Annotated in this window: 24 protein-coding genes and 1 tRNA gene; 13 read left to right on the top strand and 12 right to left on the bottom strand. The window is 39.2% G+C overall.

Annotated features, from left to right (window positions below):
* Positions 1-63 precede the first annotated feature (63 nt).
* From H153_RS0103600 to H153_RS09210, 6 genes are all read right to left on the bottom strand, one after another.
* The gene (locus H153_RS0103600) at positions 64-261 is read right to left on the bottom strand and encodes a hypothetical protein (RefSeq protein WP_022846781.1); all 198 of its coding nucleotides are present in this window, start codon (positions 259-261) and stop codon (positions 64-66) included.
* Positions 258-467 carry a hypothetical protein gene (locus tag H153_RS0103595; RefSeq protein WP_022846780.1) on the bottom strand — a complete coding sequence of 70 codons (210 nt, stop codon included), beginning with the start codon at positions 465-467 and terminating at the stop codon, positions 258-260. The genes H153_RS0103600 and H153_RS0103595 overlap by 4 nt, the downstream gene beginning before the upstream one ends.
* A 20-nt stretch (positions 468-487) precedes the next feature.
* Positions 488-634, bottom strand: coding sequence for a hypothetical protein (locus tag H153_RS10150; RefSeq protein ID WP_022846779.1), 147 nt, complete (start codon positions 632-634; stop codon positions 488-490).
* 77 nt (positions 635-711) lie between these two features.
* Positions 712-1011 (bottom strand): SWIM zinc finger family protein, encoded by a 300-nt coding sequence (locus tag H153_RS0103585; RefSeq protein WP_022846778.1) that lies wholly within the window; start codon positions 1009-1011, stop codon positions 712-714.
* Complete coding sequence (locus tag H153_RS0103580) at positions 965-1375, bottom strand: hypothetical protein (protein ID WP_155883403.1); 411 nt, start codon at positions 1373-1375, stop codon at positions 965-967. Before H153_RS0103580 ends, H153_RS0103585 begins: the two co-directional genes overlap by 47 nt.
* Entirely contained in the window at positions 1257-2168 is a 912-nt protein-coding gene (locus tag H153_RS09210) for an ArdC-like ssDNA-binding domain-containing protein (protein WP_022846776.1), read from the bottom strand. The genes H153_RS0103580 and H153_RS09210 overlap by 119 nt, the downstream gene beginning before the upstream one ends.
* A 106-nt stretch (positions 2169-2274) precedes the next feature.
* On the opposite strand from H153_RS09210, the gene H153_RS0103570 reads away from it, so the two are divergent.
* Entirely contained in the window at positions 2275-3486 is a 1212-nt protein-coding gene (locus H153_RS0103570; RefSeq protein WP_022846775.1) for a TrbC family F-type conjugative pilus assembly protein, read from the top strand.
* Between the two features lie 8 nt (positions 3487-3494).
* On the opposite strand, the gene H153_RS0103565 is transcribed toward H153_RS0103570, so the two are convergent.
* Both H153_RS0103565 and H153_RS0103560 read right to left on the bottom strand, forming a co-directional pair.
* Positions 3495-3776: a type II toxin-antitoxin system RelE/ParE family toxin gene (locus tag H153_RS0103565; protein ID WP_022846774.1), complete on the bottom strand. Its 282-nt coding sequence runs from the start codon at positions 3774-3776 to the stop codon at positions 3495-3497.
* Positions 3769-4002, bottom strand: coding sequence for a ribbon-helix-helix domain-containing protein (locus tag H153_RS0103560; RefSeq protein ID WP_027719991.1), 234 nt, complete (start codon positions 4000-4002; stop codon positions 3769-3771). Before H153_RS0103560 ends, H153_RS0103565 begins: the two co-directional genes overlap by 8 nt.
* Before the next feature lie 247 nt (positions 4003-4249).
* Here H153_RS0103560 and H153_RS09860 point away from each other — a divergent pair, with 247 nt between their 5' ends.
* From H153_RS09860 to H153_RS0103510, 10 genes are read left to right on the top strand one after another with little or no spacing between them, the layout of a single operon-like run.
* Complete coding sequence (locus H153_RS09860) at positions 4250-5272, top strand: TraU family protein (protein ID WP_081638812.1); 1023 nt, start codon at positions 4250-4252, stop codon at positions 5270-5272.
* On the top strand, positions 5262-7130 hold the full coding sequence (locus H153_RS0103550) for a hypothetical protein (protein ID WP_022846771.1): 1869 nt from the start codon (positions 5262-5264) through the stop codon (positions 7128-7130). Before H153_RS09860 ends, H153_RS0103550 begins: the two co-directional genes overlap by 11 nt.
* On the top strand, positions 7127-8527 hold the full coding sequence (traN, locus tag H153_RS09855; protein ID WP_022846770.1) for a conjugal transfer protein TraN: 1401 nt from the start codon (positions 7127-7129) through the stop codon (positions 8525-8527). The genes H153_RS0103550 and traN overlap by 4 nt, the downstream gene beginning before the upstream one ends.
* A 35-nt stretch (positions 8528-8562) precedes the next feature.
* Positions 8563-9165: a hypothetical protein gene (locus H153_RS0103540; RefSeq protein WP_022846769.1), complete on the top strand. Its 603-nt coding sequence runs from the start codon at positions 8563-8565 to the stop codon at positions 9163-9165.
* Complete coding sequence (locus H153_RS0103535; protein WP_022846768.1) at positions 9162-9689, top strand: hypothetical protein; 528 nt, start codon at positions 9162-9164, stop codon at positions 9687-9689. Before H153_RS0103540 ends, H153_RS0103535 begins: the two co-directional genes overlap by 4 nt.
* Positions 9686-10420, top strand: a complete 735-nt coding sequence (locus H153_RS0103530) for a hypothetical protein (protein WP_022846767.1) — start codon at positions 9686-9688, stop codon at positions 10418-10420. Before H153_RS0103535 ends, H153_RS0103530 begins: the two co-directional genes overlap by 4 nt.
* On the top strand, positions 10368-11144 hold the full coding sequence (gene traF, locus H153_RS0103525; protein ID WP_022846766.1) for a conjugal transfer protein TraF: 777 nt from the start codon (positions 10368-10370) through the stop codon (positions 11142-11144). The genes H153_RS0103530 and traF overlap by 53 nt, the downstream gene beginning before the upstream one ends.
* On the top strand, positions 11128-11595 hold the full coding sequence (locus H153_RS09195) for a S26 family signal peptidase (protein WP_022846765.1): 468 nt from the start codon (positions 11128-11130) through the stop codon (positions 11593-11595). The genes traF and H153_RS09195 overlap by 17 nt, the downstream gene beginning before the upstream one ends.
* A complete protein-coding gene (locus H153_RS09190) occupies positions 11595-11813 on the top strand; it encodes a helix-turn-helix domain-containing protein (RefSeq protein ID WP_022846764.1) in 219 nt (72 codons plus the stop codon). Before H153_RS09195 ends, H153_RS09190 begins: the two co-directional genes overlap by 1 nt.
* Positions 11804-13216, top strand: coding sequence for a hypothetical protein (locus tag H153_RS0103510; protein ID WP_022846763.1), 1413 nt, complete (start codon positions 11804-11806; stop codon positions 13214-13216). Before H153_RS09190 ends, H153_RS0103510 begins: the two co-directional genes overlap by 10 nt.
* Positions 13217-13283: 67 nt before the next feature.
* On the opposite strand, the gene H153_RS0103505 is transcribed toward H153_RS0103510, so the two are convergent.
* From H153_RS0103505 to H153_RS0103485, 4 genes are all read right to left on the bottom strand, one after another.
* Positions 13284-13997: a nucleotidyl transferase AbiEii/AbiGii toxin family protein gene (locus H153_RS0103505; protein ID WP_027719990.1), complete on the bottom strand. Its 714-nt coding sequence runs from the start codon at positions 13995-13997 to the stop codon at positions 13284-13286.
* On the bottom strand, positions 13882-14361 hold the full coding sequence (locus tag H153_RS10145) for a hypothetical protein (RefSeq protein WP_022846761.1): 480 nt from the start codon (positions 14359-14361) through the stop codon (positions 13882-13884). The genes H153_RS0103505 and H153_RS10145 overlap by 116 nt, the downstream gene beginning before the upstream one ends.
* A gap of 303 nt (positions 14362-14664) precedes the next feature.
* On the bottom strand, positions 14665-15681 hold the full coding sequence (locus H153_RS0103490) for a tyrosine-type recombinase/integrase (protein WP_022846759.1): 1017 nt from the start codon (positions 15679-15681) through the stop codon (positions 14665-14667).
* 165 nt (positions 15682-15846) lie between these two features.
* Positions 15847-15933 (bottom strand) — tRNA-Leu (locus tag H153_RS0103485).
* 54 nt (positions 15934-15987) lie between these two features.
* Here H153_RS0103485 and proC point away from each other — a divergent pair.
* Both proC and H153_RS0103475 read left to right on the top strand, forming a co-directional pair.
* Positions 15988-16806, top strand: coding sequence for a pyrroline-5-carboxylate reductase (gene proC, locus H153_RS0103480; protein WP_022846758.1), 819 nt, complete (start codon positions 15988-15990; stop codon positions 16804-16806).
* Positions 16806-17555 carry a UPF0280 family protein gene (locus H153_RS0103475; protein ID WP_022846757.1) on the top strand — a complete coding sequence of 250 codons (750 nt, stop codon included), beginning with the start codon at positions 16806-16808 and terminating at the stop codon, positions 17553-17555. Before proC ends, H153_RS0103475 begins: the two co-directional genes overlap by 1 nt.
* Positions 17556-17571 lie beyond the last annotated feature (16 nt).

Here is a 17571-nt window from a genome sequence, read left to right as displayed (position 1 = left end):
TCATTATCAACAATATCCATGCCGTCATCTGGTTCATATTCCACCTCCTTGATTTTTAAAGTATCACTTTTTATCTGATTTGTCTATACTCTTCCCGATAATGTATCCTGTAATTATGAGTATAACGGCGCTGACATCAGAAAATATTGCCGCGGTTATAGGATTTATTTTATCCATTTTGTACACTATCGAGGTACTTGCAGCTATCAGCAGTAAAACTCCGTTCATGATAATTCTCAAGAGTTCTTCTTTAAACTTCATTCTTTATCAACCTCCACATCGTAAGTTTTTTTGGGAACGAACATCGGCCATATAACTTTTCCCACTATTTTTTTATTTCTGAGCAGAAGAATTTCTCTGCCCAGTTTTACAAATGAATATCCCTTCTTATTCAGATATCTCTTTACAAAATCGTAGTTATTTGGGGATATAAGGAGTTTTCCTTTGCCGTTTGTCATTACAATCATTGTTCACCTCCCGAAGTTTTTTAATTGAGATTTAGTGTGATTTCTCTGATGTTGTTTTCTGAATCCAGAAAGATTATTTTGAATTCTGAATCCATTACAAAACTGATTGAATTTTCCGTGACAGAAACATCAGTAATTAGTTCTACAATTTCTTCTTGTTTTTCCATTTTCCACCTCCCGAGGTTTTTAGCCGGGAGCCGGAGGCCCCCGAATTGGCTATTTTTCTTGTAAGCCGATCAGATTCTCAATGAGCTATAGTTGTAGCTTCTTGTGTTTCTTGCTTTTTGTTCTGCTTGAAGTATTTGATGGCTGCAATGAGATGATGGCAGGGATACCTGCCTTTCATGCCTCCACAGCTGCACTTCCAGAGAATTTTTCCATTCTTAACTTTAAACACGACTTTGGCGGTTGTATTTAGATAATCTTCCACAAGAGCACCGTAGAGAGTTCCTTCTTTTTTTGCCTTCAGTACCTTTGCTGTTACTGAAGGACATTCTTTAAGAAACATTGACACTTTTTTGAGTTCTTGCGGTGTTGTTACCATCTTTCACCTCCCGAAGTGTTTTGAAGTTTTTCGTTGAAATACTGACTAACTCCTGTAAAAAGTTTTCAATTTCGCGGAGAGATAATCCGTAAAACAACGGCAGTTTTCCTGTTCCGATGTAGAGCGGGATACCGGAACAGGTTCCGAAAGCGTAATAAATGTCTCTGTAGTAATTTTCCTGAATACTCAGAACAAAAGTTTTTATTTCCGTTTCTATTGTCCAGGCCATCGCAGAGAAAATCGGATCAAGATCTTCCTGATACCAAACATCTTCTTTTGTTAGATCTCTTAGAGCTTCTTTGACTGTTTTTTCTGTTAGATCGCAGTACTCTTTCAAAAATGTCTTGAGTAGTTTGTACTTCATCCGGTTCCACCTCCCGAATTGTTTTAATGATTTCTCTTGCATAGAGAAAACCATTGTAAATTGCTTTCTCTATTTCTTTGTTCTCTTCGGAAGCCCATGCGGATAGATAGTCGAGAGAGTATTCTGAGGAGTCCAGACCGATGGCGGAACAGATAACCATAGCAGCGGTCTCGGCCTCAAGCTCTTTTATCGAGGTTTTTTCGTGTTTTCTGTTACCGAAATGGTATCTCAAGTGAACAAGTTCGTGAAAAAGGGTTTTTGTTTTGTGAGCTTCAGAGAGCTTCTTTTCTATAAAGATCGTGAATCCGTCTGTAGTCCCTTTTGGGCCGTAAAGTCTGTCTTCCTGGACGGGAACACCGAAGATTTTCAGATACTTTTTGTAGTTCCAGTTTCCTGTTAAAGGTTCAGCGAATCTGAGTTCTTTAATTTCTCTTCCTTCTGTCTGAGAAATGTCCCAGACGTAAACTGCTTTGAATCCTACTACTTTTTCTTCTTTTACTATTTCACTCTCCACCTCCTTTTCTATAAGTTTTACGATTGGAGCAAGGATTGCAATTCCCCGCTCCCCTTTCCTGATTTTTCTTCCGAGTCGGTTCCATTCTTTCATTCCTGCAACAAACGTTGCATCCGGCTTCTGCGAGTAGATAAGCCAGATGTTCGTTGCCGAATATCTGGAAAGAGAAAATTTTCCTGCAAACCGCAGGAATTCTGTGAATTTTTCCTCTCTCCTCTCCTTGATGAGTCGAACGAGTTTTTTTACCTGCATATGCAGGTCCTTAGCCTTCGTGGCCATTTTCCACCTCCCGATTTTTTAAAAAGATTCCTTCACTTGAAATAAGTGTTTAACTGACTTAATTATATAATACCTAAATAGAATATACAAGACATACGGGGCAACGATGAGATATGTGGTTTTTTTATTGTTGATTTTGATACCTTTCAGAGCTTTTGGATTTGATGTTACAGATAATCCGCAGGTACGCAGAATGATAACCGAATTGGAAAAAGTAATTAAAAAAATTGAAAATAGTACTGCCGTAAAAAGGGAAAAAGAGGCTTTGAAAGAGCAAGTCAAGGAGGTTAAGAAAGCAGTAAAGAAAAATGGCAACTATAAATCTGAAAAGATGAAAGATAAAATTCTTCCGGAAGACGAAAAGATATATGTTCTAATCTCTTCTTCCGTCCCGCTTGAAACTTTGAAGGCTTATGTCGGGGAAGCAGAGCGGTTCAACAGAGATTTTGTTTTTGTGTTGCGGGGAACAATAGGAACCGTTTCAAAAATAAGGCCCACCCTTCTTTTTATCAGAAGGGTTATTTCTAAAGGTGATAGAGAAGCATACAGAGTTGAGTTTAACCTTGATCCCCGGCCTTTTCGGCTTATTAATGCAGAATCTGTTCCGGCCTTTCTTCTTCTAAAAGATGGGAAACCGGAAGCAGTTGTATATGGTGACGTTTCTCTCGGATATGCTGTTAAAAAGCTTTATGAAAATACCTGTAATCCATATCTTGAAAAGCTTGCAGAAGCTCTCGGAGAATCGCCAGGACTTTGTTCTGTTAGATTCACCGAAAAGATAGGAACGATTTACCCAATTAAAGAAAAGGATCTTATATCAGAAATAGAAAAGAGGGCTAATAGAATAGATAAGAATGCACTTATAAAGAAAATGCAAAAAAAGATCTACTCATGGCAGCCGACAGATCTTCCGGTTTTGCCTGCAGCACGGAAAAAGAGAGTATATACGTTTGTTCCCGTATATACTTTGAAACGCTCTATTCCCAGGGTGAAGAACGGCCGCGTTATCGGAGTTTTGTATCCAGCAGGATATACATTTAATCCTTTGCGTTATATTAGCTCTTTACCGACAGTGGTATTTTTTAACGGCAACAGAAAGGAAGAAGTTGAATGGGTAAAGAAACATCTGAATGATTTTAATTCCGATACGCTTTTCTGCACGACGTCGGGATTAGCCTGGAAACTTGGACAAAAGCTGGGATGTAGGGTTTACTATGCTACAAAAGATATGGTTGAGAAATTTCATGTTAAAGAGACTGTCTCTGTTTGCAGGAAAAAGGGAGAGACGATAGAGGTTACGGTTGTTCCTGTTGAGTGACTTTTCCCTTATTTTCGCAAATCTCTATAAACATCTTTTCGTTTTCCTATTCTCAATATTAAAATAATAAGTTCATCATCTTTCACTTCAAAAATAGCTCTTATTTTTCTGGCAATAACAAACCTGTAAAACTTACTGCTCCCTTTTAGTTTTCTTATTTTTTTTGTTCTCTTAAGAAGATCAAAGTTAGCCGCAAGATACTTTAACTTTTCAGCAATAAAAATTCTCTCGTCAACGGTAAATTTTCCTAAATCCTCTTTAGCAACTTCAGAAAACAGGAGTTTATACATTTATGCCGAGCTCCTTGAAAACTTCCTCAGCATCGTAAACTTTCACTCTGCCTTCTTCTATATCTTTACTTATCTTCTCAGCAATAGCTACATCCAGATAGTCGAAATAGAAATCAAGAGCCTTTTCTACTATTTCTTTCTGAGAAACTCCAAGAAGCTTTGATACAGTAGAAAGCTCATTGGCAAGTGCTTTGTCCATGCTGATCAGTTTCTTGGCAACAGCCATAGTTCCTCCGTTTTCATGATTACTGTATATCCAAATATATATCCTTAACGATATTCTGACAACTCTTTGTACGAGTTCAATACATGGTGGATACCCTGACATCTTCCAGGTGTAATTCTCAAACCTCTCAGCGGGAGTTCTTTTCCTTATTTCTTTTAACCTGTTCACATCTTTGTCTATATTGTTTGAGTACACAAAATGTCCTAAATGGAATATAATAACCATAAAAGCTTTATAGAGGGAAGTTGTGAAAAGGTTCTTGATTTTTCTGGTTATGCTTCTCTTTCCGTTTACCGGGTATTCCATGTCAGGGTTCTGTCCTGTGGATTCTGCAGGACAGATAATGAGTGTTGAGTTTTCAACAATTTCAAATATGCTTCCGGTTCGTATAGGTTATGTGACAATTGCCGGAGGAACGGCACTTCAGGCTGATATGAGAACAGATTATCCACCGTTGTCACCGCTTTGCTTTTGCATAAGAAATATTGCTGGTGTTCCCGTTCCCACAATGGGCATCATTATAGGCTATTATTCACCACTTGCTACCATTGAGACAGTGAAAATACCGGGATGTTTTCCTACGTTCGGACTTTCAATACCGCTTAAAGGGAATATGGGAACTGATGGAAGTGAAGACAGCTTTGGCGGCGTTTCGTTTTTTGAAGTTCACTATGTAAGCTTTAACGTTTTAAAGCTGCTTTCGATATTCACAGACCTGTCGTGCACTTTTTCACCTTCGGCGTCAGGGATGGATATTGGATGGATTTCAGAATTTGATCCCACCTGGCACAATGAGCAGCTTGCTGCTTACATGTCACCGGAAAGTCTTCTGTTTGCAAATCCAATTGCACAGATGGCCTGCATGGCTGACGGTGCTGCTACGACCGCAGGGATTGATATAGATGTTCTTTACTGGTGTAGCGGGGGAGCTTCAATATTCCCGCTTTCCGGGTTTGTAGATACGACAAGTTTTATAAGGGCGGCTTCTCTTGACTCTGCAAAAATGATATTCAAGCTGACCCGTCAGGGAATGCTCTGGGATACAACTGGACTTCACATGGTAGAGGGAAGATGCGCCGCTCTTCCGGCTCCTATCTGGGAGAAATCAAACTATTCTCAATATCCGATATTTCCAGGAGTATTCCCCCATAGGTTTCCTCTCGGGATGACAGATCTTGTGTGGGGAAAACTTATTAATCTTCCGTTTCCTGAAAAAGAAGGTTTTATAGTCTTTCAAATCTATCAGAAGAGGGATTGCTGTGCGTTATAGGTATTTGACAGTTGCTCTGTTGTTTTTGAAAGTAGCCTACGGAGCTGATTTTAATTTTCAGCTTCCGTCGTCAAAGCTTTCAGAGATAAAAAGCAATTCCACTTATCGTTCTGTAACGTCGAAGGACGGAATATCTTCTCTTACCGGCAGGGTAAACGCTACCGTTTCCTGTCCTGTGGTTGATTTCTTGAAAGTAAAGCTGAAAGAGGTTTCCGGTAATAAAGAGATTTATGTTTATGTGGATACGAATTTTGACGGTTCATACGATAAAGTACAGGTATTTAGAGGCGTTTCCGCAATTTGCGATGACGGTTTTATCAAGTGTGCGGGGGCTTTTCCCGTTGATTCCTGTTCCTTTTATCCCGTTTCGTTTGTGAATGGAACTTTTGTTGTAGGCAGTGCTGAAGAATATAAGAGAGGATGTTACTGCATACAGTCATCCTGCGGGATTTCCCTTGATTCAATTCTGCAAACAGCTGGAGGATTTTTTGCAGGAACTTACTCAAAGGCCGGAATAGAGGTGTCAAACGGAACGATAGATTCTGCAAATGCGACAATATATTACAGAGCGGCTAATCCAGTATGTGAAGGTAATGTAGATGAGCTGAAGTCTTATTATTCTGATCCTTCAGGACTTGATGAGGCTGCGGAGGATATTCGATCCGGGAACAGAACCGTCGAAGAAAGTGGAACGGATCTATGGGAAAAAGTTGCACGGCCGGCCGAAAGTTCCGTTCCCGATGAGTACAGGTGTGATATAAGCGTGAATGTGTCTAAAAAAGTTGTAACAAAGACCGACACGTGTCCTTCCGGGATTACAAAAGATATAGGAGGGATGCTTTACTGTTTCCTGGGAAAAAGTCCAACATATACAACGGAAAGAGATGGGCCTGCCACGTTCAATCTTGGTGTGGTTGAGTTGAAGGGGTATCAAAACCTTTATGCGGTACTGGTAAGGGATGATTATGATTGGTACAGAAATAATTATAAGTTTATAGAAGCTTATAAAGACGGTGTTCTTTTAGGAAGATTTGTTAACCGAGATGAGATTTGGTCGAACAACTGGGTCTGGGGGACAATCGTATATACGAATGAGAATTTTAAGGATGAGACAGGAAGTTTCAGTTTCAGGTTTTACTGTCAGGATGATGGAAAAACAGGTGTCTGGAGCGGCCATCTTGAAGTCTGGAAAAGCATGAATTATCAGACAGATGAGCTTACGTACACGGTTTCAAATACGTGCCATCCACCTGCAAATTGCACACTGAAAGATGAAACTTACTGTGATTGGAATAACGAAAACTGTTTTAAAACTGTTAATAATACGATTGAGTATTCAATTTCTGTTCCTGCATCCTGTCGGACAATAGATCTATCAAACGAAAGCTGGAAACTTTGTGCAGTTGGAACAGAAATAACGGGATTGTCAGATACCGGTGAAAGACTTGATATAGATGCTCCCTGGTGGAATATTCACAGGGTTTACACGTGTCCTTCAGATAGTTCAGGAACTTCTATAGATACTTCGTTTCTTGACAGTATGACTTATGACAATGGAACAGGTGTACTAACGGCAGGCTGGGGAAATTTCACGTCCGAAATGGGAAATGAGACGTGTAATCAATACTGCAAGGTTAAGACCGTTCAGGAGGAAGCGCAGGGAACATCCGATACGGTAAAGGAAAATGAAGTAACGGAAATAAGACTGTGTGCTGACGGAAGATGTCCCGTTAAGCCGGGAGAGACGGTTGTTGAAAACTGTACGTGTAACCTGTCTCCGGATCTTGACACGCTCATAACCATACAGGCTCTTGATGCAGCACGTAAAGATGTAATCTGTTCAAAAGAGGCGCCATGAGGAAGGTTATCTGTTTGCTGTTAATGTTTTCAGTTAGGGCCTATGCTCTAACAAATACGTACATTGAAAACGGTGTGGAGTATGGCCTTAGTGATAATAGCTATACAATCAGTGATTACAATAGCAATGTTCCGCAGGATTGTCAGCTTGTAAGTTGTGAAGCTGCACCGGACATAGTTTCAAAGCTTGGGATAAGAACGGATTACGTGTTTTGCGATACCGGGCTTTACAGTCCTCTTACGGGAACTATGTGTACGATATATTCAGGATATGCAGAATGTTCCGGAACACCTATTCCCCTTGATACAAAAGCCCCTTTACTTCTTCAATGCTCTATAGAGGAAAGTTCTGAAACGGCGGAAGCTGACAGCACCTATACCTATCCCGAAGACGGAGAAAACTACTGCTATAAGGATATGAACGGAAATGATATTTATGACGATCCCGATGAAATGCAGAAGTGTATATCAACGGATAACGGTTCATTATGTCCGATAGATAAGACGGAATGCAATCCTGTATGCCCGGCGGGATCAACTTACGATTCGCAGCTTCAAAAGTGTGTTGTGCCACCGGTTACAGGATATTGCCAGAGATACTGTGCAAGAAGAATTATTTTCGGAATCTGCATAGACTATGATTACAGATGTTCCATTAACGGTGTATCTTACGGCACTGCCGATGCATGTTCAAGCAACTGTTATTCCTGTCCGTCCGGGTTTATATATCAGGACGGTAGATGTATAGCTTCGTCTTCCTTTTCATGTCCTCTCGGGGACTATCCCTGCTGGCCTGTTGACGGAAAATACTATTGTTCTGATGTAGCCTGCTTTCAGTATTCTTCCTCTGCTGCAGTTTCGGAAGATACACCGGAAGGTATTAACGATAAACAGGACGACGGAACAGTTGACTCTTCCGGAATATGCACCGGTTTCGTTTACATCTTCAACGGCAAAGACTATCGATGCCGTCCGCCGGGTACTCAAACTGGATTTTCAAACTGTTGCCTTGATTCTGACATGTGGTTTGGAGTTCTTCCGTGTAAAGATACCGAGAAAACCCTTGCAGTACTGAAGCATGACGGGAAATGTCATTATGTGGGCGAATACTGTGCTTCTAAATTAGAAGCTTTCGGTCACTTTATAGCATGCCTTCAGGAGAAAAGGACATACTGCTGTTTTACCTCAAAGCTTGCCCGTATAGTTCAGGAACAGGGAAGGCCACAGATAGGTCTTTCCTGGGGAACGCCGGAAAGCCCGGTATGCCGGGGATTTACAGTTGATGAGTTTCAAAAGCTTGATTTCGGAAAAATGGATTTATCGGAACTCTACGAGGATATGCAGGAGAAGGTTAAGGAAGGGTTTAAAGCATTCTATAATGCTACATTGACAAAATAGAATATATAAGATATATTTACACGTGGAGGTGGAAAGTGGAAGTTATAGGCGGTGAAATTGAATTTAGAAACGGAAAGATTGACATAAAAGGAATAAGAGGCAGGAAGGATTATTCGCCTTTTGTCGGTGAAGTAGAAATACCGATAGGTTTACGAACGAGTTTCTTTTCTTTTTGCTTCAAGGCCTTAAAAGCGGGTGAAGACAATCTGGATATAAAACCTGCCGAGTACAGGGGAAATGTCAGAGTCAGGATGTTTATTAATGAAAATCCCAGAAATGGGTACATTGCCGGAATGCTTGTAACAGATACAAAGCAGAACATGTCAACGAAGTTCCTTTTTCGCAAGTATCATCTTCTGGAGTTTATGGTTTTTTTTGCAGAATTGCCTAAAGTCACAACCGTTGCCGATCTTTTTTTGCTTGAAAGGACAAAAGACGGAAATGTAAGGATAAATCAGGAACCGATTCCTGAAGATTGCGTAAAGAGAGTAAGGGCGGCACTTTCAACGGATTCCTATTATGCCGGAACGGTTAATGATAAACCTATCAGAGTCGGGAAAATTTTCGGATACGGAGAGCTGAAAGCTCCCCTTGACGAAGAGGGAAGAATCAGAATGAGGAGTGTGTTCGGAATATGATTTTGGATGCCGAAACCCTGTACAGTGAAATTACTTCTTCTTTTTCATCCGAAGCGGCGTATAACCTTTTGATGCTCATGGAAAACGGCAGAGGAAGGATAAGATTCGGGAACGGCTTCATAATACTTACAAAAGGTGTGAACAAGTATTTCCTTACCTTTGCAAAGGGTGAAGAACGACTTAAGATGGAATTCTTCTTCCCGGAATTTGAAGCTGCAAAAAGAAAAGTAGCTCTTGCACTTTTTGAGAAATCATTTGTTATCAGTTCCCATCCTTTTTACCTGAAGAAAGAGAGAGAAAGATTTGAAGTTTCCGTTTTTACCGTTAACGGTCTTGAGAGTGAGTCTTTCTATGCTTATGAAGATAGTGATACGATGCTGGCCCTTTCCGTTGCTTTGAAAGAGCGTTATTACTACCAGAACAGAGGATTTTTTATTACCGAGTCAAAAATCACTTTTATGATGAAAGAGATTACCGATCCTTTACCTTTCGTAGTGTTTTTTAAAGTAGGGAGTGTGAAGTGAAAGACAGCATACTGGATGGAATAACGAATGAGCTTGAGGGAAGAAAGCTTGACCTGAAAAACCTTGTAGGCTTTCTATCTTCTCTTGACTGGTTGAGATTTCTGCTTCTTGAAGGAGCACTTGAGCAGAACCGATCTTCCAGGGAGATGTTTTTGACTTCTGAAAAAACATCAATCTCAAACTTTGCAGTAAAACAGGCATTTCTCTTTCAAATTGCAATTACAGCTGCAACACTTTCCTTTGTTTTTATTTTACACTTCAGCCTGTTCACGGCGAGGGCCACCATTTTTTCCATATTTTTGCTATTTTGTTACTACATAGTAAACAGATACGTTCTTGAAACAGAAAGCCTTTTATACGCGATATTTAAAAAGTTTTATTTGAATTTCCTCTTTATGCTTACCTTTACTTTTATTGCGGAAGAACTTTTGATAGAACTGCTTTTAATCAATCTTCCAAAGGTTATTAACTGGTATCCTCCGCAAACTTCAGAACCTCTTTCAAAGATTATGCTAAAGGTTCTTTTTGTGGTTAAAGAAATGTTTAAGCCGGTTCTTTTAAAGTTCGGAGCAGAGCCGCTTTCGGCCATTTCGGTACCGATGTTAAAGCTTGCTTGTATTGTTATAGCTTTCGGTTTTTTTGTCATCAGAAGGATCAGAGTGAGAGGGAGAAAAGTCCATGAGACGTTTATTGATTTTTATCCTCCTGATGATCTTATCAGGAAAGGTTAATGCTAAGAGTTTCTTTGAACAAAAACCAGGTGAGGGCTGGTTTCACTACAACTGGCATACCGAAAATAAGACAAGCGATACGGAGAAAAAGAAAACTTATAGTGAAAAGGAATTTGAAGTAGTTCTTTACCCTGACAAGCTTGACAATATGACCGCAGAACAGATCAGGAAATTAGAAGAAAAACTCAGGGGATTTGCCGTTATGAAACCGACCTTGCGCAATGTATATCTTTATTTAAAGTTAACTCAGTACATAAAAAGTAAAGCCGAAAAATTTGTGAACGTAAGTTCGGAAGTTGCGCACCTTTATCCGGATGTTTCCGAGACGCCTCCGACTTCGACGGTTGCAAGAAGGATATATCTTAAAGAAGAAAAGAGGAAGATTGAGAACACCATAAAAGAGAATGCCGACAGGATAGCACTTACGGTTTTTGAAAAGCCCGGATGTTCCTACTGCAGGGCACAAAACAACATTCTGAGATTCCTGAAGGATAAATACGGGATTTATATAAAGGTATTAAATGTCTATGAGTATCCGCAGATGGCGGAAAGATTTCAGGTGAAAACTACTCCAACAACGTGGCTGGTGTATGAAGATTCCGAAAACGAGTATAAATGGGTTTTGATTTCTGCGGGTTTGGTCAGTCTTGATCAGCTTGAAGAATCAATTTATAAAGCGCTCATAATCCTTCAGGAAGGGAAGTATTATGGGAAAAACGGATAATCTTTACAGGACGGGATTCTGGATTCTGTTGATGTTTGTTATCTTTTCATATCTGCCTTTTCGGTTAATAGTTTCGGAAGACGTGTCATTAAATGGTAAAGTTTGGATAAAAACACCTTTCAGACCGGAAAAAGGTGATTACGTAGCGTTTCCGGTTTTTAAAGAAAATAGATACTACAGACTTTTTACAGACTGGCTGCTGAAAAGAGATGTCTGTGACGAAGGTGAAAGGCTTACCGTAACAGGAGGAAATTATTTTTGTAACGGTAAATTTTTAGGTAAAGCGGTTGAAACGGATAGAGAGGGCAGAAAAGTTTCACATTTTGTTTTCAACGGCACCGTCCCTTCGGGGTATTTTTTTGCAATGGGAACGCATCCGAGATCCTACGACAGCAGGTATTTCGGGTTTGTTCCCAAATATATAGCCAAAAAAGTTTTGAGGGTTTTCTGATGGATGGGTGGATGTCAACGTCAGAAGCCTCAAGATATTTGAAGCTATCAACAAAGACTGTTAGAAAATTAGCTGCAAGTGGTAGTATAAGAGCTTATAAAGTTTGCGGAAGATGGCGTTTCAGGAGAGAAGATCTTGATGCTTTTGTTTTAGAAATACAAAGTAAAAGAGTTGTAGAACTTGTAAACAGAGCTTTAGGAGGTGGAAAATGGAAATGAGAGCAGCCGGTGGAATTGTTGAAGTAAAGGAAAACGGCCTTCTTGTAAGGGCGAATAAGCCTTTTAAGTTTAAGCAACCTTTTAACGGTCTTATTCCTTATAGAACCGTTAAACTGCCGAGACTACATAAGATACTTGCCCGAAGTTGCTATGAAGAATTCAGGGAAAAACTTGAAGAAACCTTTCCCGGGAATCCGGCGGCAAAACTCTATACAAACACGGAGAAAAAAGTTCTATACATGAGAGTTCTTGCCGGGGATAAGGATGCAGGGGTTGCATTCAACAATCTTGGTACATATACCTTTATGAAAGCCGTAAGACCTCATATAAGAAAGGTAAAATTTGTGGATCCCGATGGTGTGGAGTGGGTATTTGAAAAGGAAAAAGATGATTTAATTCTCCATATTAGAGATTTAGTCGGAACTATTTGGAAAGAAGTTCTTTTATGTGAGAAGCAGGCGGCCATTGAAATTGCAGCTGAGACTTTTTTAAGGGGAGAGGTTGAAAATCGTGAAACATTTTATATGTCCCGGGAATTTGGTGTTACCGTAACAAAAGACAGACTTAAAATAACCTGTCCGGGAGGTTCTATTTTCCTTTCTAAAGATCAAACGGCGGAGTTATTGGGTATTGTTTGTGGCAATGCGAAAGACAATGTATTTGTCGGAATCGGCGGAAAGGTTGAAATAAACAACAAGACGGTAAAAATCGTAACAAAGGAAGAGATATATGAGTTTGATGTGGGTTTAGTAGCACTTTTTGAAATAGTTTCTTCTTTAAGGAGAAATTTGTACAGAAATAAACAACTTTTGAAGGTAGCTCTACTTTCTTCCCTACCGAAGGATGTAGTAGATAAGCTTTTAAACGGTGAAAATCTTGAACTGGAAAGTCCATTTATTGCCGGATACTATTCCCTTAAAAGAGAAAAATTAGAAAAAAACGGTCTTTTGCTTAACATTCACACGTTCGGACGTGGAGCTGCTTTTGATGTGGAAAAAGGCGGGAAAGTTATTGCATCCTTGAAATTCAGGCGGGGAAGTCTTTATGCCATGGAAAAATACATTCAGGCTCGGGATAAGGAAGTTATTGTCGGGGAAGAAAACGGGAAAACTATTGTTTTAAAAAAGCAATCGGATAAGTTATTTATGAAGATTAAAGACAAAGAGATAGGTATTGAAGGAGAAGTGAAATACTTTTTACAGATGGCTCTTGAACAGTTTTTAAGGAAAGGAGATGTTAGACCTTTTAAAAGAACCATCAATGGAATTGAAATAAGAACCTTTAATATTTTTGATAAAGAAAGTGGTTATCCGATTGCTGGATTGGGCGTCAGAATAGAAAACGAGGACTTCCATTTTCATATTGGTATAAAGAGAGCATTGAGAATCCTATCCGCATTATAGAATCTTCACTTCAGGATTCCCACTTAACCTTTCGGGGCGTTTTGCCCCGGCCTTTTCCCCGTAAAAGTCATGGTTCAGGTTCTTTATAATCTTCCTCAACTTCAAGAGAATCTCTCGGGTCCTCTTTCATTTTTTCGTAGAATGTCATCAATCTCGTTACGCTTTTTAAAAGGTCTGAATCAGTCAATATGTCGTCCTCTGTGAAAATTTCGGCATACATCGGGATGAGGTCGTATATTTCATCTTTAGAAGAAAAAACGTTAAACAAGGATTTTTTTAATCCTGGAAGAAGGAAATCATAATACTTTTCAACAATAAAACCAATATCGTAAAGGTCTCGGGCTGTATGCCTTCCTACAAAGGCGTTAATCTTTTGCTGAAAGAGGTCGTTAATATCGTAAACACGAAGAGAAGCACCTATTTCTTTAGAAGACAAAATCGGCTTATAGTTCCGTAAAGATATTTCCACCTTGACTTTAAAATTTTCTCTGTGGGGGGAAACCATCATTCTTTTAACAGTTTCTGTGTCTTTTTTGAGATTAACGTTTCCTATAGCTTGTAAACTTTTAATAATACTGCTCGCCGAAAGCTTATAATTGCAGTCAAAATCAAGATCTTCAGAAAATCTGTCAAGTCCGTAGAAAAACATCAACGCACTACCACCTTTAAAGATTAAAGGCTTTTCTGACAGCTTCTTTAAAATCTCTGACATTACGTTGAGCTTTTTTCGTTCTTCTTTTCCAAGCTTCTCTTTCAAGAAGTCTGATACGCGCAAGTTCATAGTGTTCACCTCTGTTATACCGTTCCCACTTTTTCAAAAGTTCCAGTTCCTCTTCTTTGAGGGCAGGCTCGAGAAGTTCTCTTAATTTTTGTTTTATTTCTTTTTCTTCTTTGTCCGAAAAGTTAAGATCGCTTATTCTCTTAACAGGAACTCTTTTCCTGAACCTGATATTGTAGAAAAGGTAATCAAGAAAAGCCCTTACAGGGTTTGCCACCTCCCTGTTTTCTTCTTTGATGATTCCGTAATCTTCTGCCCACGTTCTAACCTCTTCGGGATATCTGCGGTTAAAATCGTAAGCAAAAGAATGCCAGTCTGCCCCATGATAGTTGAGGGCTTCTATGCCTGTTAAATAGTGAACAGTCATCCTTTCCTCTTTTGATTGTCTTCATTAAAATTAGGTTCTGATTTCTTTAGTTTCAACACGGTTCACGCTGTGTGCTGTACACTATTTTGAAAAGGAGAGGATCAGCGGAAAAATTATCATCTGCGTGAGGAGTCGTGAAAATAAGGGGGGAGGGTTAAACCCTCCTGAAAAAGAACCATAGGGATGCCGGGACTACTGCCCATGCAATCCCGTAAAGTTTTAGCAGTATAACTGCTGCTTCCATTTTCCACCTCCCGAATTGTTTTGATAAAAACTTACTTCACTATAAATAAGTATTTCTTACTACTTATGATAATTTGTATATTCCATATTGTCAAGATTACTGGGAAGTCTTTTAACTGCCTCAAATAATGTCTGTTCAGCTATGTGAGCATATATTTCAGTTGTTTTATAGTCAGAGTGTCCGAGGAGTTCTTTAACTATTTTTAGAGATACTCCTTCCATTGCCAAAAGAGAAGCAAACGTATGTCTCAAATCGTGCACCCGAAATTCTGGAATTCCAGCTTTACGAAAGTATCTCTTTAGCCCTTTTGTCACAAAATCAGCCTTTACTGGAAAAACTCTCTCTCTGGGATCAGGATCTTCTTCTAATTTTTCCAAAAGGATTCTTTTCAGGAATGGATGTATGGGTATTATTCGTACTTTTTTGTTCTTTGTTTTATCAAGTATGATTATGCCGTTTTTAAGGTCTATTTGTTTCCAGGTAAGAGATACCAGCTCTCCTCTTCGCATTCCTGTGTAAACTAAAAAATAAAAAATTTCTCTCAATATTTTATTATCTATAATAGAAGCTACTTTATGAATCTGTTCAGGCATCATGAATCTCGGGAGTTTTTCCTGAATTTTCAGAAGTTTGTATGACGCTATAGGATTTTTATCTATGTAATTCCAATTAACAGCTTTATTAAAAGCAGCCTTAAGGTGTCTTATGTGACCGTTTATCGTTTGAAAGCTGAGTTTTTTCTTTCGTAAATGAATGATGTACCTGTCAAATAATTTTACGTCCAGGGCGTCAATAGGAATGTTACCGCAAAATTCCAGGAATTGTTTTGTAATAGTGAGTATTTTCTTATAAGTTCCCTGACTTCTACTTTCAGATACCCATTCTATGTATTCATTTAGGAAATCTGATAGTGTAATGCTTTTTCTTATTATTCCGGCTTTTCTTTGATAGTAAAGAGCCTGGAATTCTTTGAAAAGCTTAATAGCTTTCTGTTTGTTTTTTGTTTTTAGGCTGACGCGTTTATTCCTTTCATATTCTATGTACCAGTAGCCATTTTCCCTTTTAAAGAGTCTCATTTTATGCCTCCCTCTATATGGGTGCAAAATTGGTCGCAAATTGATCGCACACTGCGATCAATTTTTCCGTTTCGTTCCTTTATATTCCCTATATTCTTTTTTGTCCAGAGGGTAAGTAATATTATAATTAAGGTCGAAAAACGCTTTTTTTTAAAAGGTTTTAATTGGTGCCCGGGGCGGGAATCGAACCCGCACGCCCGCAAGGGCAAGGGATTTTGAGTCCCTCGCGTCTGCCAGTTCCGCCACCCGGGCTTTTTTGGTATTCTTAAGATTACTATGTGTAAACATAAAATAGGCGGAGGAGTTATGAATGCAAGGGTAGGATTTATTGGTGGTGGCAGGATGGCAGAGGCTTTGATTGAGTCAATTATTGCTTCACGTAAAATTAAGCCCTGCGATATAAATGTTTCTGATGTTAGTGAAAAGAGACTTTGTTATTTAAAGCAAACATTTGGGATTAATACTTTTATTTTGAACACGGAAGTCGTTGCTCTTTCGGATATTATTGTGCTTGCCGTCAAACCTCAAGTTATGACGGCCGTTTTGAATGAGATTAAAAATGCGGTTATTCCCCAACAGTTGATTGTTAGTATAGCTGCCGGTTATCCTATTGAAAACATTGAGAATATTCTCGGTAAAGATAAAAAGATTATCAGGGTTATGCCTAATATACTTGTTAAAGTTAGTGAGGGTACAATAGCTTTTAGCAGGAATATTAATGTTTCTGATGAGGAAATAAATCTTTTTAAAGGGCTATTCAGTACAGCAGGGGAAGTTATAGAAGTGGAAGAAAAGTTGATGGATGCTGTTACTGGTCTTTCAGGTAGTGGTCCTGCTTTTATATTCCTTATGATTGAGGCTCTTGCAGATGGTGGCGTTAGAGCAGGACTTCCAAGGGATACAGCTTTAAAATTAGCAGCTCAGACAGTTAAAGGTTCTGCGGAGATGGTTTTAAAGGGTGAACATCCAGAGGTTTTGAAGGATAGTGTTATTTCACCTGCCGGTACGACAGCTGAGGGGATAGCAAAGCTTGAAGAGAAAGGTGTTCGTTCTGCCTTTATAGAGGCGGTATTTGCTGCTTTTAAGCGTTCAAAGGAAATATCAGAACTTATAAAGAAGTGGTGATGAAGAAGGTAAGGCCGGAGAAGAGATTTTACAGACAATTTGTTGGAAGGAAAGGTGTATCTTTTGAAGTAAGTGCAGGTGAAAGTGACTTGTGGATATATCTGCCCGGGATTTTCTCTTTTTCTGAAAATCTTAAAAAGGTGATTTTAGAATATCTTATTTTGCTGAGAAAGCAACTTGAAGCTTATATAAAAGAAAATCCTGACTTTTATTCCAGCCTTGTGCCTGTAAAGGTTGATGATCTGTTGTTGCCGGAAATCGTAAAAACTATGTTGAATGCTTCTCAGAAAGTTGGTGTTGGACCAATGGCGGGCGTTGCTGGTGCGATAAACTATTTTGTAGGAAAAAAGTTGGAAGGGCTGGGCTTTAGCCAGTACATAATTGAAAATGGCGGGGATGTTTTAGTTTTTTCAAAAGAGAGAAGAGTTTTAAAGCTTTACACGGGAAATTCTAAAATAGATGAAACTATTGGATTGAGGATTCCTGAAGGAAAATGGGGCGTTTGTAGTTCTTCGAGCAAAATCGGACACTCTTTGAGTTTTGGAAATACTACAATAGCTACGGTTGTTGCTGAGGATGTAGTTGTTGCCGATTGTGCGGCAACTTTTCTTGCCAATAGCAGGACTTTTGAGGAGTCGGTCGAAAAAGCAAAAAGATTAATCGGAGAAAAAAAGATAGCAGGTGTTTTTTGTGTCATTGGAGACAAAATTGTTGTTAATGGAAATTTGGAAATGGTAAGAATAGTTTAAGTGATATAATTATATT

Source organism: Desulfurobacterium sp. TC5-1, assembly GCF_000421485.1.
Classification (GTDB): domain Bacteria; phylum Aquificota; class Aquificia; order Desulfurobacteriales; family Desulfurobacteriaceae; genus Desulfurobacterium_A.
This window is presented reverse-complemented; position numbering and strand designations above follow the sequence as displayed.